14 protein-coding genes are annotated in these 13,215 nt (G+C 62.6%); 12 read left to right on the top strand and 2 right to left on the bottom strand.

The window, feature by feature from the left end; genetic code table 11:
- Window positions 1-116 precede the first annotated feature (116 nt).
- Window positions 117-599, top strand: a complete 483-nt coding sequence (locus NPS29_RS08390) for a hypothetical protein (RefSeq protein ID WP_274131938.1) — start codon at window positions 117-119, stop codon at window positions 597-599.
- Here the strand turns inward: NPS29_RS08390 and NPS29_RS08385 are convergent.
- Entirely contained in the window at window positions 588-1,277 is a 690-nt protein-coding gene (locus NPS29_RS08385) for an alpha/beta family hydrolase (protein ID WP_274131936.1), read from the bottom strand. The two genes, NPS29_RS08390 and NPS29_RS08385, sit on opposite strands and share 12 nt — an antisense overlap.
- Before the next feature lie 848 nt (window positions 1,278-2,125).
- Here NPS29_RS08385 and ccoN point away from each other — a divergent pair.
- The 11 genes from ccoN to NPS29_RS08330 all read left to right on the top strand — a co-directional run bounded on the left by ccoN (window position 2,126) and on the right by NPS29_RS08330 (window position 11,927).
- Window positions 2,126-3,568, top strand: coding sequence for a cytochrome-c oxidase, cbb3-type subunit I (ccoN, locus tag NPS29_RS08380; protein WP_274131934.1), 1,443 nt, complete (start codon window positions 2,126-2,128; stop codon window positions 3,566-3,568).
- Window positions 3,568-4,179 (top strand): cytochrome-c oxidase, cbb3-type subunit II, encoded by a 612-nt coding sequence (ccoO, locus tag NPS29_RS08375; protein ID WP_274131932.1) that lies wholly within the window; start codon window positions 3,568-3,570, stop codon window positions 4,177-4,179. The genes ccoN and ccoO overlap by 1 nt, the downstream gene beginning before the upstream one ends.
- Before the next feature lie 5 nt (window positions 4,180-4,184).
- Entirely contained in the window at window positions 4,185-4,376 is a 192-nt protein-coding gene (locus NPS29_RS08370; protein ID WP_081569091.1) for a cbb3-type cytochrome oxidase subunit 3, read from the top strand.
- Window positions 4,373-5,353 (top strand): cytochrome-c oxidase, cbb3-type subunit III, encoded by a 981-nt coding sequence (ccoP, locus tag NPS29_RS08365; RefSeq protein ID WP_274131928.1) that lies wholly within the window; start codon window positions 4,373-4,375, stop codon window positions 5,351-5,353. The genes NPS29_RS08370 and ccoP overlap by 4 nt, the downstream gene beginning before the upstream one ends.
- Before the next feature lie 148 nt (window positions 5,354-5,501).
- The gene (locus NPS29_RS08360; RefSeq protein ID WP_274131927.1) at window positions 5,502-5,753 is read left to right on the top strand and encodes a type II toxin-antitoxin system Phd/YefM family antitoxin; all 252 of its coding nucleotides are present in this window, start codon (window positions 5,502-5,504) and stop codon (window positions 5,751-5,753) included.
- Window positions 5,753-6,208: a type II toxin-antitoxin system VapC family toxin gene (locus NPS29_RS08355; protein WP_274131925.1), complete on the top strand. Its 456-nt coding sequence runs from the start codon at window positions 5,753-5,755 to the stop codon at window positions 6,206-6,208. Before NPS29_RS08360 ends, NPS29_RS08355 begins: the two co-directional genes overlap by 1 nt.
- Before the next feature lie 218 nt (window positions 6,209-6,426).
- Complete coding sequence (gene ccoG, locus NPS29_RS08350; RefSeq protein WP_274131924.1) at window positions 6,427-7,842, top strand: cytochrome c oxidase accessory protein CcoG; 1,416 nt, start codon at window positions 6,427-6,429, stop codon at window positions 7,840-7,842.
- 12 nt (window positions 7,843-7,854) lie between these two features.
- Window positions 7,855-8,388, top strand: a complete 534-nt coding sequence (locus NPS29_RS08345) for a FixH family protein (RefSeq protein WP_274131923.1) — start codon at window positions 7,855-7,857, stop codon at window positions 8,386-8,388.
- Between the two features lie 4 nt (window positions 8,389-8,392).
- Window positions 8,393-10,846: a heavy metal translocating P-type ATPase gene (locus NPS29_RS08340; protein ID WP_274131922.1), complete on the top strand. Its 2,454-nt coding sequence runs from the start codon at window positions 8,393-8,395 to the stop codon at window positions 10,844-10,846.
- A gap of 16 nt (window positions 10,847-10,862) precedes the next feature.
- Window positions 10,863-11,078 carry a cbb3-type cytochrome oxidase assembly protein CcoS gene (gene ccoS, locus NPS29_RS08335; RefSeq protein ID WP_274131921.1) on the top strand — a complete coding sequence of 72 codons (216 nt, stop codon included), beginning with the start codon at window positions 10,863-10,865 and terminating at the stop codon, window positions 11,076-11,078.
- A gap of 165 nt (window positions 11,079-11,243) precedes the next feature.
- Window positions 11,244-11,927 (top strand): sulfite exporter TauE/SafE family protein, encoded by a 684-nt coding sequence (locus tag NPS29_RS08330; protein WP_274131920.1) that lies wholly within the window; start codon window positions 11,244-11,246, stop codon window positions 11,925-11,927.
- A gap of 9 nt (window positions 11,928-11,936) precedes the next feature.
- Here NPS29_RS08330 and NPS29_RS08325 read toward each other — a convergent pair whose 3' ends face one another.
- Window positions 11,937-13,181, bottom strand: coding sequence for a lipoprotein-releasing ABC transporter permease subunit (locus NPS29_RS08325; RefSeq protein ID WP_274131919.1), 1,245 nt, complete (start codon window positions 13,179-13,181; stop codon window positions 11,937-11,939).
- Window positions 13,182-13,215 lie beyond the last annotated feature (34 nt).

The following is a 13,215-nucleotide window of genomic DNA, read 5'->3' as shown; positions in this document are numbered from 1 at the left end:
CGGCTGGCCTTGCGCAATGCCGCAGGCCTTTTGTGCCTGCGGCATTGCGCCCTCTTCGACACGACCTGGCCAGCAGTGCCAGGCGCCTATATAAAAGCGACAAGGGAGCGACGCCCATGAAAGGCTCCACCGGCACACCGACTCACAGCGCGAGCAACACAGCCTGCGAACTCAGCGCCACCATAAACGGCAAGCCGTTCACCCCAAGGCAGTTATCTGCCTTTTCCTGCCTGCGCCCGGAGTTGACGGGCAAGCGCAGGCACAAGATCTGGAAGATTCACGCGGTGGGCAAGGTCGCCCACCGCCGCACGGTGCTGGGCATGTTCATCGACCAGAGCCTGGAACCCGGCACTTACGACCTGGTGCGTGACGAGCGCTTGTCGGCGATCTATCACGTCACGCCCCGGCAGTTTGCGCAGCTTTATCATTCGCAGGACTTCGAGAAGGGTTCGGTCACCCTGCTCGAATGCGACGTGCAGACGGGTCACCTGCGCGGCACCTTTCACATCGACATGCCGTCGGCAGGGCTGTTGATCGCCGACGGTCAGTTCGATGTCTGGTGCTCGCAGGCCGCTGCAGCCGAGGCATCAGCCGAGTAGACGACTGGCGATGCGCTCGGCGGTTTCCTGCAGGCAGGCGGCATGACTGATGCCCGCTGCCTTCAATGGCTTGAGGTCATGGTTGGCGGTGGGCAGCCAGTGCACGTCGATGGCCGGTGACAGCGAATAGCCTTCAACCGCTTCACGATTGCCAAGCGCATCGCGCTCGCCCTGGACGATAAGGGTCGGTGTGTGCAGCTCGGCCAGGTGCTCGACCCGGGGTTTCTCCGGCTTGCCGACGGCGTAGAACGGGTAGCCCAGGCAGATCAGCGCATCGGCGTGCAACTCGTCGGCCAGCAGGCTGGCCATGCGCCCGCCCATGGATTTGCCGCCGATGGCCAGGCGGCCCTTGATGAGCGGTCGCACGGCCCCGTAGACCTCGCGCCAGCTCTCCAGCAGCTTCGGTTTGGGATTGGGCGGGCGCTTGCCGCCGTCGATCCGGCGCTGGGCCATGTAGGGAAATTCAAAGCGCAACACGCCGACACCCAGTGCGGCCAGGCGCTGGGCGATGTCGTTCATGAACTCGCTGTCCATGGGAGCACCCGCGCCATGGGCGAGGATCAGCGTGGCCGGTTGGTTGCCGACGGTCTCTGCCGGGGCATTCCACAACCAGCCCTGCACCTGCGCCAGGTGCGCACATTGATCGGCGTCAGTACTCGCCGCGTGTCCTTTGTTCATGCTTGTCTCGACCCATGAACTTGATTGCAGGGCGCCATTATGCCCAAGCGTTCCAGGCAAAAGACAGCCGCGCCGGACTTTCCTGGGCGACAGCCGCGGTTCAGCTTCCTGAAACTAACCTGCCAGGACTTTCGGAAAAAAGCACCGACGCCATGGGCGCCCCAACCCGCACGCAACCGGGCGGATTCATCGTCGGATTGCATCGATTTTTCCGGTGCCGGTCGATCAACCGTGACGATCACCGGCCTGACCTGCCAGCTCGGGCCAAATTTTTGGGCAGTCAAAAAGTGCAATTGTCATCGGCATTTGTATACAACTTTTGGCGTAGAAACACTCTACCGAAGTACAGGGAAAGCAGGTAGAGAAACGTTTCAGCGTAGGCCAGAAGTCGATGTTCACCGCGCCCCGCAAGGTGGCGCGGTGATTACCCCCCTGCACCCGGCGAGGTGTCAAACTTCTTGCTCTTGTGGCTTCCATCGCGAGCCGTTCGCGTCTAAGCTTGCGTGCACGGTGGTCCGGCAACAGCTGGCCACAGGATCAGTGAAAGGATTGTGCACGACCTCCACACCCTCTTGCAGGCAGACCGCGCGGCCCGGTATGTCACCCGAAGGGCTGTATACAATTTTCGGCATTCACGCGCGCCGCCTCACTCGCCCTGTTTTCCCGCCCTTTCGGCCCACTCCGGCAACTCTGCCTGGCGCAACCAAGCGCAGCGAGTCGCGAAAAAACCGCATCCCGTGTTTGCGTCGACCTCGTCTTGCGCTTGTTGCGCGGCAAAACGTCTACGCTTTATTCGATGTTGCGGCCGTTACCACACTAATAAAATACCCAAACCGTGGAACCTTAGAATGAGCACAGCAATCAGTCCGACTGCTTATAACTATAAGGTAGTCCGCCAGTTCGCCATCATGACGGTGGTCTGGGGGATCCTTGGCATGGGGCTCGGTGTCTTCATCGCCTCACAACTCGTGTGGCCTGACTTGAACCTTGGTCTGCCATGGACCACGTTCGGACGCCTTCGCCCGCTGCACACCAACCTTGTGATCTTCGCCTTCGGCGGGTGCGCACTGTTCGGCACCTCCTACTATGTCGTGCAGCGAACCTGCCAGACGCGCCTGATCAGCGACGGCATGGCGGCGTTTCACTTCTGGGGCTGGCAGGCGGTCATCATCGGCGCGATCATCACCCTGCCGATGGGCTACACCACCACCAAGGAATACGCCGAGCTGGAGTGGCCAATCGCGATCCTGCTGGCCATCGTCTGGATCACCTACGCGGCGGTGTTCTTCGGCACCATCGTCAAGCGCAAGACCAAGCACATCTACGTCGGCAACTGGTTCTACGGGGCCTTCATCGTGGTCACGGCGATGCTGCACATCGTCAACCACATGTCGCTGCCGGTGAGCCTGTTCAAATCCTATTCGGCCTACTCGGGCGCCACCGACGCGATGATCCAGTGGTGGTACGGGCACAACGCCGTAGGCTTTTTCCTGACGACCGGTTTCCTGGGAATGATGTACTACTTCGTGCCGAAACAGGCCGAGCGTCCGATTTACTCCTACCGCCTTTCCATCGTGCACTTCTGGGCGCTGATCACCCTGTATATCTGGGCCGGCCCCCACCACCTGCATTACACCGCGCTGCCGGACTGGGCGCAGTCGCTGGGTATGGTGATGTCGATCATCCTGCTGGCGCCGAGCTGGGGCGGCATGATCAACGGCATGATGACCCTCTCCGGCGCCTGGCATAAGTTGCGCACCGACCCGATCCTGCGGTTCCTGGTGGTGTCGCTGGCGTTCTACGGCATGTCGACCTTCGAAGGGCCGATGATGGCGATCAAGACCGTCAACTCGCTCTCGCACTACACCGACTGGACCATCGGCCATGTCCACGCAGGTGCGCTGGGCTGGGTGGCGATGATTTCCATCGGCGCGGTCTACCACATGATCCCGCGCCTGTACGGGCGTCCGCAGATGCACAGCATCGCGCTGATCAACACCCACTTCTGGCTCGCGACCATCGGTACCGTGCTCTACATCGCCTCGATGTGGGTCAACGGCATCACCCAGGGCCTGATGTGGCGTGCGATCAACGATGACGGCACCCTCACCTACTCGTTTGTCGAAGCGCTGCAAGCCAGCCATCCGGGTTACATCGTTCGTGCCCTGGGCGGTGCGTTCTTTGCCAGCGGCATGCTGTTCATGGCTTACAACGTGTTCCGCACCGTGCGTGCGTCGAACACCGAGGAAGCCGAAGAAGCCGCCCAGATCGCTGTCGTGGGAGCGCACTGATGATCAAGCACGAATCACTTGAGAAGAACATCGGCCTGCTGTCGATCTTCATGGTCATCGCGGTAGCAGTGGGCGGCCTGACGCAGATCGTCCCGCTGTTCTTCCAGGACGTGACCAACAAGCCGGTCGAAGGCATGAAGCCGCGTCCGGCACTGGAAGTCGAAGGCCGCGACGTGTTCATCGCCAACGGCTGTGTGGGCTGCCACTCGCAGATGATCCGGCCGTTCCGCGCCGAAACCGAACGCTACGGGCACTACTCGGTGGCCGGCGAAAGCGTCTGGGATCACCCCTTCCTGTGGGGTTCCAAGCGCACCGGGCCGGACCTGGCGCGGGTGGGCGGACGCTACTCCGACGACTGGCACCGCGCGCACCTGTATAACCCGCGCAACGTGGTGCCGGAGTCGATCATGCCGGCCTATCCGTTCCTGGTGGAAAACAAGCTCGACGGCAAGTTGACCGGTCGCAAGCTGGAAGTGCTGCGCAGCCTCGGCGTGCCCTACACCGACGACGACATCGCCAAGGCCGGTGACGCGGTCAAGGGCAAGACTGAAATGGATGCGCTGGTGGCCTACCTGCAGGGCCTGGGCACCATCATCAAGAGCAAACGGTGATCGCCATGGATATCGGAATGATTCGAGGCCTGGGCACCGTCGTGGTGATGGTGGCCTTCATCGGCCTGGCGCTGTGGGTATTCAGCCCCCGGCGCAAGGCTGAATTCGACGACGCGACCCTGCTGCCCTTTGCCGACGACCCCGAGGCCATCAAGCACCTCGAGCAAGCGCAAGCTTCCAGGAGCAACAAAGAATGACTACGTTTTGGAGCCTGTACGTCACCGTACTGTCGTTGGGCACGATCTTCTGCCTGACCTGGCTGCTGCTGGCGACCCGCAAGGGCCAGCGCGCCGACACCACCGACGAGACCGTCGGCCACTCCTTCGACGGCATCGAGGAGTACGACAACCCGCTGCCCAAGTGGTGGTTCATGCTGTTCATCGGCACCATCATCTTCGCCCTCGGTTACCTGGCGCTGTACCCCGGCCTGGGCAACTGGAAGGGCCTGTTGCCGGGCTACGACTACGTCGACAACGACAAGAAGATCGCCTTCTCCAACGGCCAGCCGGGCTGGACCGGCGTGCATGAATGGGAAAAGGAAATGTCCCGGTCGGATGCGCGTTTTGGTCCGATCTTCGCCAAATTCGCGGCCATGCCCATCGAAGATGTGGCCAAGGATCCGCAAGCCCTGAAAATGGGTGGCCGGCTGTTCGCCTCCAACTGTTCGGTGTGCCACGGCTCGGACGCCAAGGGTGCCTACGGCTTCCCCAACCTGACCGACGCCGACTGGCGCTGGGGCGGTGATCCGCAGACCATCAAGACCACCATCATGGGTGGCCGTCATGCGGTCATGCCGGCATGGGGTGAAGTGGTCGGCGATCAGGGTGTGCGGGACGTCGCGGCCTTCGTGCTGACGAAACTGGATGGGCGCAAACTGCCAGACGACGCCAAGGCAGACCCGGTCAACGGGCAGAAAATCTTCGCCGGCAACTGCGTCGCCTGCCACGGCCCCGAAGGCAAGGGCACTCCCGCCATGGGCGCACCTGACCTGACCCACCCGGGCGCGTTCATCTACGGTTCAAGCTTCGCGCAGTTGCAGCAGACCATCCGCTACGGCCGCCAGGGCCAGATGCCTGCCCAGGAATTGCTGCAGGGCAATGACAAGGTGCATTTGCTGGCGGCGTATGTGTATAGCCTGTCTCATGGGAATAAGCCGGCGGACGCGCAGGAGTAGGAACGATGCATCTGGAGGCCCCGTCAGGGTCAACTGACGGGGTTTTTCTTTGGTTACACATTCGCTGTTGAGAGATGGTCGTGACAGGCATAACATCCATAAAATCGAAACGTAGAAACATTGCTACAACAGCAAGGAGCTATCGCCTGTGATCACCACTATTTCAAGTCGCGAGTTCAATCAGGATACCAGCGGCGCCAAGAAGGCGACGAAAGAGGGCCCGGTCTTCATCACTGACCGGGGTCGTCCGGCGCATGTGCTGCTCACCATCGAGGATTACCAGAAACTCGCCGGCGGCTCGCTCAGCATCGTCGACATGCTCGCAATGCCCGGCATCGAAGACATCGACTTCGAGTCACGACGCGCGCCGATATTGCCGCGTGAAGTGGATCTGTCCTGATGTACCTGCTCGACACCAACGTGGTTTCGGAGCTGCGAAAGAATCAGAAGGCAGCGCCAAATGTATTGAGATGGGCCCGGCAGATCCCGGCGCCCAGCCTGTACATCAGCGCGGTCACGGTCCTTGAGCTTGAGACCGGCATTCTTCGGCTTGAGAGACGCGACCCGGCTCAATCGGGATTGCTCAGGAGCTGGATGGAGCATCATTTGCTTCCAGCCTTCGCGGGGCGAATTCTGCCTGTAGATGCGTCCGTCGCCACCAGATGCGCCCGCCTGCACGTTCCTGATCCTCGCAGCGAATACGATGCAATGATCGCCGCCACAGCCCTGGTGCATGGCATGACGGTGGTCACCCGCAACACCGCCGACTTCTCGGGGAGCGGCGCTGCAGTGCTGAACCCCTGGCTCAGTCAGTTGAACGAAGAGCGCGCTCCCTACGGAGTTGGAATTTCGTAGCGGCAGTTCGAGTGCCCGACGCATTCCGAATGACCTTGCCACTTTTGACCTGCATCAACGCGCAACACCGTCCATGCCCCGAGCGACCAGACACCGCTGCCTTGGACTAAAGTCACAGGGGTATCATGAACGGCACAACAACAAGCAATGACCCTGGCCGGCACGTACTGGCCAAGGCATTTTCCACAGCCACGTGATGGTTCGATGAGCACGCCGCAATGAGCGAGCAAATACCGGTTCACAACGTCACTCCGCCGCCCCACAAAGAGAGTGACACCGTCGATCTCTACGCCTCCCGGGAGAAGATCTACACCCGGGCGTTCACCGGGATCTTCCGCAACCTGCGAATTGGCGGCGGGATCGTGCTGTTCCTGCTGTATTTCGGCACGGTCTGGCTCGACTGGGGCGGCCATCAGGCGGTCTGGTGGAACCTGCCGGAGCGCAAATTCTACATTTTCGGCGCCACCTTCTGGCCGCAGGACTTCATCCTGCTGTCGGGCATCCTGATCGTCAGCGCTTTCGGGCTGTTTTTCATCACGGTGTACGCCGGGCGCGTGTGGTGTGGCTACACCTGCCCGCAGAGCGTGTGGACCTGGGTGTTCATGTGGTGCGAAAAGGTCACCGAGGGCGACCGCAACCAGCGCATGAAACTGGACAAGGCGCCCATGAGCGCCAACAAGTTCGTGCGCAAGTCGGCCAAGCATGGCCTGTGGCTGCTGATCGGGCTGGTCACGGGGCTTACCTTCGTCGGCTACTTCTCGCCGATCCGCGAACTCACCGTTGATTTCTTCACCGGCCAGGCCGATGGCTGGTCATATTTCTGGGTCGGCTTCTTCACCCTCGCCACCTACGGCAACGCTGGCTGGCTGCGCGAGCAGGTGTGCATCTACATGTGCCCGTACGCGCGGTTCCAGAGCGTGATGTTCGACAAGGACACCATGATCGTGTCCTACGACCCACGCCGCGGCGAGCAACGTGGCCCGCGCAAGAAAGACCAGGACTACAAGGCCCAGGGACTGGGTGACTGCATCGACTGCACCATGTGCGTGCAGGTCTGCCCCACCGGCATCGACATCCGCGACGGCCTGCAGATCGAGTGCATCGGCTGCGCCGCGTGCATTGATGCCTGCGACACCATCATGGACAAGATGAACTACCCTCGCGGCCTGATCAGCTACACCACCGAACACAACCTGTCCGGACAGAAAACCAACAAGCTGCGCCCGCGCCTGATCGGCTACGCGGCGGTGCTGCTGGTGATGATCGGCGTGCTGACTGCGGCGTTCTTCATGCGCTCGCTGGTGGGTTTCGACGTCAGCAAGGACCGCGTGCTGTACCGTGAGAACGCCGAAGGGCGAATCGAGAACGTCTACAGCCTGAAGATCATGAACAAGGATCAGATCGACCACACCTACGTACTCGACGCCACCGGGCTTTCCGACCTCAAGCTGCAGGGCCGGCGTGAAATCAAGGTGGCCGCCGGCGAGATATTCACCATGCCGGTGGAGCTGTCGGTGTCGCCTGAGCGACTGCCGTCGAGCACCAACGAGATCCACTTCATCCTCAAGGACATCGAAAACAGCGGCACCGAAGTACAAGCCAAGAGCCGATTCATCGGCCCACAAGTTCGTTGAGAGACGTCACACATGAGCGTAGCGACTGCTGCAAGCCCCTGGTACCGACATCGTTGGCCATGGATCATCATCGGCATGCTGACCTGTTCAGTAGGCCTGACCGTGGCGATGGTGACCATCGCCGTGGACAACCCGGACAACCTGGTCAACGACAACTATTACGAAGCAGGCAAAGGCATCAACCGTTCCCTGGACCGCGAACTGCTGGCGCAAACCCTGAAACTGCGCGCCACCGTGACCCTGGATGACCTCACCGGCGAGGCCGACCTGCGCCTGACCGGCAACAGCCAGCCGGAGACCCTGGTGCTGAACCTGATCTCCCCCACCCAGCCGGAAAAGGATCGCAAGATCATCCTGGCGCGCAACCCCGCACAACCGGGGCGCTACGTCGGGCAGATGAGTGACCGGGTCGAAGGCCGTCGCTTCGTCGAGTTGCTGGGCGTGGAGAACAGCCAGACATGGCGCCTGTTCGAGGAAGAATCGGTGACCCGTGACAAGGACCTGATCCTGGGTGACGAGCCGCTGCAGGGTGCCGAAAAGAAGTGATGACGTGAACGCCCCAACCCCCTGCTTTCATTGCGCCCTGCCCGTTCCGCCCGGTGATCGTTTCAGTGCCGTCGTACTCGGTGAGTCCCGCCCGTTCTGCTGTCCGGGCTGCCAGGCAGTGGCCGAGGCCATCGTCGCGGGCGGCCTGGAAAGCTACTACAGCCATCGCAGCGAAGCCTCGGTCAATCCTCAGGCCCTGCCCGCGCAACTGCTCGAAGAACAGGCGCTCTATGACCGCCCCGATGTGCAGGCGCCTTTCGTTCGGCATGCCGAGGACCTGGCCGACACCACGCTGCTGATCGAAGGCATCAGTTGCGCGGCCTGCGGCTGGCTGATCGAGCGACACCTGCGCACGTTGCCCGCCGTGGTCGAAGCGCGGCTGAACCTGTCCAACCATCGGCTTTATCTGCGCTGGAACGACGCCGAGCTACCCCTGAGTCAGGTGCTGTTTGAGCTGCGCAGCATCGGCTATGCCGCCCATCCCTGGCAGGCCGACCAGGCCACCGAGCAACTGGCCCGGGAAAACCGCCGCAGCCTGCGCCAGTTGGGCGTCGCCGGGCTGCTATGGTTTCAGGCGATGATGGCGACCATGGCCACCTGGCCGGAATTCAATATCGACCTCAGCCCCGAGATGCACACCATCCTGCGCTGGGTGGCGATGTTTCTGACAACCCCCATCGTGCTTTACAGCTGCGCTCCGTTCTTCAAGGGCGCCCTGCGTGACTTGCGCACCCGCCAGTTGACCATGGACGTCTCGGTGTCGCTGGCCATTGGCCTGGCCTATGGCGCAGGCATTTGGACCGCGATCACCGGCACCGGCGAGTTGTATTTCGATGCGGTGGGCATGTTCGCGCTGTTCCTGCTGACCGGGCGCTATCTGGAGCGTCGCGCCCGGGAGCGTACCGCTGCGGCCACCGGGCAACTGGTCAACCTGCTGCCTGCCTCCTGCCTGCGTTTGACCGAAAGCGGACAGAGCGAGCGCATTCTGCTCAGCGAACTGCGCCTCAATGATCGGGTGCTGGTGCATCCGGGCGCGATCTTGCCCGCCGATGGCAGGATCATCAGCGGCCAGTCGAGCATCGACGAATCGGTGCTGACAGGCGAGTACCTGCCCCAGCCTCGCGTCGTGGGCGATGTTGTCACGGCTGGCACCTCGAACGTGGACAGCGTGCTGACCGTTGAAGTCCTGGCCCTGGGTGAAAGCACTCGGCTCTCGGCCATCGTGCGTTTGCTGGAACGGGCGCAGTCGGAAAAACCCCGGCTGGCGCAAATTGCCGACCGGGCCGCGCAGTGGTTTCTGTTGATATCGCTGGTGGCTGCGGTGGTGGTGGGGCTGATCTGGTGGCAGATCGACCCGGCCCGCGCATTCTGGATCGTGCTGGCGATGCTGGTCGCCACCTGCCCTTGCGCGCTGTCGCTGGCCACGCCGGTTGCGCTGACCACCGCCACCGGCACCCTGCACGGCCAGGGTTTGCTGCTGACTCGAGGGCATGTGCTAGAAGGGTTGAATCAGATCGACACGGTGATCTTCGACAAGACCGGCACCCTGACGGAGGGCCGCCTGACTCTGCGGGCCATTCGCAGTCTGGGGCCGCTGAACAACGATCAGTGCCTGTCGCTGGCGGCCGCGCTGGAAAGCCGGTCCGAACACCCCATCGCCCGCGCTTTCGGCCATACGCCATTGACAGCCGATTCAGTGAGCAATACCCCGGGGCTGGGGCTCGAAGGCCGTGTCAACGGGCGCCTGCTGCGCATCGGCCAGCCGGCTTTTGTCTGTGCCCTGAGCGGCAGTGCGGTTCCGCCAACCCCTGAGCAAGCCGGCCAATGGCTGCTGTTGGGTGACGATCAGCAGGTACTGGCGTGGCTGGTGCTGGACGATCGCCTGCGCGACGACGCAGCCGCCTTGATCGACGCCTGCAGGCAGCGAGGCTGGAGGACTGTGCTGCTGTCGGGTGACAGCTCGCCCATGGTCGCCAGTGTCGCGGCCCAGCTTGGGATCGACGAAGCACATGGCAGCCTGCGTCCCGATGACAAACTGCAGAGGCTCAAGCAGCTCCGGGCCCAGGGCCACAAGGTGTTGATGCTCGGTGATGGCGTCAACGACGTGCCGGTGCTGGCTGCGGCGGACATCAGCGTGGCCATGGGCTCGGCCACGGATCTTGCGAAAACCAGTGCCGATGCGGTACTGCTGTCCAACCGCCTGCCGGCACTGGTTCAGGCCTTCACGTTGGCCCGGCGGACGCGGCGCATCATCATCGAGAATCTGATGTGGGCAGGGCTATACAATGGCCTCATGCTGCCGTTCGCCGCGCTTGGCTGGGTCACGCCGCTGTGGGCGGCAGCGGGCATGTCGGCAAGCTCGCTGATCGTGGTGCTCAATGCCCTGCGCCTGACCCGCGTCGGGCTGACGGAAGCCACCCCCACCCTGGTCGCCCACCCGCGCCCGCTGCCCGCCTGAAGGATCCGGAGGTTCGATGCCCGCGCTCTACATCATGATTCCGGTGGCCCTGCTGATCGTCGCAGTGGCGATCTATGTGTTCTTCTGGGCCGTGGACAGCGGCCAGTACGAAGACATGGACAGCCCGGCCCATAGCATTCTTTTCGATGACCAGGACCCCGGGCACAAGGCGGGGGTGGATGAGGCGTCGGGCAGGGAAATGCAAAAACCGGAAGAGAAGAAAATCGGGTGATGGACTGGGTTATCGCATCGCTCCCGCCGACGCCTTCGCGAGCAAGCTCGCTCCCACAAGTCCCGGGCACGGCAAGATTTTGTGACTCTACGCACATCCACTGTGGGAGCGAGCTTGCTCGCGAAGACGTCGGAACATTCACCCGCAAAGCCCTGGACCACCCCAATGCCTGACCTCCTCCCCCAACTCCTCTCCGCGCTGATCCTCGGCCTGCTCGGTGGCGGGCATTGCCTGGGGATGTGCGGTGGCTTGATGGGTGCGCTGACCATGGCGATCCCGGCCGAACAACGCAGCCGACGCTTGCGCCTGCTGGTGGCCTACAACCTGGGGCGGGTTTTCAGCTACGCCTGCGCGGGCCTGCTCATCGGCCTCGCCGGCTGGGCCGTGGCCAACAGCCCTGGCGCGATGCTGCTGCGAGTCATCGCTGCCCTGCTGCTGATCTGCATGGGCCTGTACCTGGCGGGATGGTGGAGCGGCCTGACGCGCATCGAAGGCCTGGGACGCTGGCTGTGGCGCTACATCCAGCCCGTCGCCAGCCGCTTGCTGCCGGTGTCGAGCACGCCACGCGCCCTTCTGCTCGGTGCGCTGTGGGGCTGGCTGCCGTGCGGACTGGTCTACAGCACGCTGCTGTGGACGGCAAGCCAAGGCGATGCGCTGCACAGTGCACTGCTGATGCTGGCGTTCGGGATTGGCACCTGGCCGGTGCTGCTGGCCACCGGCCTTGCCGCCGAGCGCACCACTGCGTTGCTGCGCAAGCGTGGGGTGCGGATGGCCGGCGGGCTGCTGGTGATTCTGTTCGGGCTGTGGACGCTACCGGGGCCCCATCAACACTGGCTGATGGGGCATTGACCGGCGGATTTACTCGTAGCGCAGCGCGTGGGCTGGCTGGATCTGCGAGGCGCGGTACGCCGGATAGATGGTCGCCAGGAAGCTGAGAATCAGCCCCGCAGCGCAAATCATCACCACATCACTGCCTTCCAGTTGCGATGGCAGGTTGCTGATGAAGTACACGTCCGAGGTGAAGATGTGCTGTCCGGTGACGCGTTCTACCCAACCCACCAACTGGCTGACGTTGATCGCCGCAATCACGCCCAGCACGCCGCCGATCAGGGTGCCAACCACACCAATCACAGTGCCCTGCACCATGAAGATGGCCATGATCTGACGCGGCGTCGCGCCGATGGTGCGCAGGATCGCGATGTCGGCGCCCTTGTCGTTCACCACCATGATCAGCGTGGCGATGATGTTGAAGGCCGCCACCGCGACGATCATCAGCAACAGCAGGCCAATCATGGTCTTTTCCATTTTCATGGCGCTGAACAGGCTGCCCTGGGTGTGGGTCCAGTCATCGGCCTTGTAGTCCGCGCCCAGGTTACCTGCGATGGCCGCCGAGACTTGCGGCGCGGCGTATAGATCGGTCAGGGCCAGGCGAACACCCTGCACCTGATTGGGCTGCCAGCGCTTGATGGTGGCGGCGTCGGCCACGTTGACCAAGGCCATGGAGCCGTCCAGCTCGGCGCCGACCTTGAACACGCCAACCACCGTCAGGCGTTGCAGACGCGGGGTGATGCCACCCGGATCGCTGCTGATTTCCGGGACGATCAGGGTGATCTTGTCGCCAACGTTCAAGCGAAAGCGCCGCGCGGTGATTTCACCGATCACCACGCCGTACTCGCCTGCTTTCAAATCCTGCAGGCGGCCCTGAACGATGTGCTGGGTGACGATGGACACCTGGGATTCCAGCGCAGGGTCTACGCCATTGATCTCGATAGGCTGCATCGAACCCTTGTAGGAAAGCATGCCGTCCATTTGCGTGAATGGCACGGCGGCGGTGACCTGCGGGTTCTTCAACGCGGCGTCGGCGGCAGGTTTCCAGTCGTCGAGCGGCTTGACGCCATCGATCACCGCGTGGGGCACCATGCCCAGAATGCGTGAACTCATTTCCTTCTGGAAACCGTTCATCACGGACAGCACCACGATCATGGCCAGGACGCCCAGCGCAAGGCCGATCATCGAGGTCATCGAAATGAACGAGATGAAGTGGTTGCGCCGCTTGGCCCGGGTGTAGCGCGCGCCGATAAAGATGGATAACGGTCTGAACATGGGTGAAGCACCGTAGCTGAAAATGAAGCCCCCG

Source organism: Pseudomonas putida, from assembly GCF_028682175.1.
Taxonomy (GTDB): domain Bacteria; phylum Pseudomonadota; class Gammaproteobacteria; order Pseudomonadales; family Pseudomonadaceae; genus Aquipseudomonas; species Aquipseudomonas putida_AD.
Note: the sequence above shows the minus strand (reverse complement) of the source record. Positions and strands in the feature narration are given on the sequence as shown.

Bases quoted from the DNA above. Each gene is read 5' to 3' on its own strand.
- NPS29_RS08390 (WP_274131938.1), top strand. From the start codon at position 117: ATGAAAGGCTCCACCGGCACACCGACTCACAGCGCGAGCAACACAGCC.
- NPS29_RS08385 (WP_274131936.1), bottom strand. From the start codon at position 1,277: ATGAACAAAGGACACGCGGCGAGTACTGACGCCGATCAATGTGCGCAC.
- ccoN (WP_274131934.1), top strand. From the start codon at position 2,126: ATGAGCACAGCAATCAGTCCGACTGCTTATAACTATAAGGTAGTCCGC.
- ccoO (WP_274131932.1), top strand. From the start codon at position 3,568: ATGATCAAGCACGAATCACTTGAGAAGAACATCGGCCTGCTGTCGATC.
- NPS29_RS08370 (WP_081569091.1), top strand. From the start codon at position 4,185: ATGGATATCGGAATGATTCGAGGCCTGGGCACCGTCGTGGTGATGGTG.
- ccoP (WP_274131928.1), top strand. From the start codon at position 4,373: ATGACTACGTTTTGGAGCCTGTACGTCACCGTACTGTCGTTGGGCACG.
- NPS29_RS08355 (WP_274131925.1), top strand. From the start codon at position 5,753: ATGTACCTGCTCGACACCAACGTGGTTTCGGAGCTGCGAAAGAATCAG.
- ccoG (WP_274131924.1), top strand. From the start codon at position 6,427: ATGAGCGAGCAAATACCGGTTCACAACGTCACTCCGCCGCCCCACAAA.
- NPS29_RS08345 (WP_274131923.1), top strand. From the start codon at position 7,855: ATGAGCGTAGCGACTGCTGCAAGCCCCTGGTACCGACATCGTTGGCCA.
- ccoS (WP_274131921.1), top strand. From the start codon at position 10,863: ATGCCCGCGCTCTACATCATGATTCCGGTGGCCCTGCTGATCGTCGCA.
- NPS29_RS08330 (WP_274131920.1), top strand. From the start codon at position 11,244: ATGCCTGACCTCCTCCCCCAACTCCTCTCCGCGCTGATCCTCGGCCTG.
- NPS29_RS08325 (WP_274131919.1), bottom strand. From the start codon at position 13,181: ATGTTCAGACCGTTATCCATCTTTATCGGCGCGCGCTACACCCGGGCC.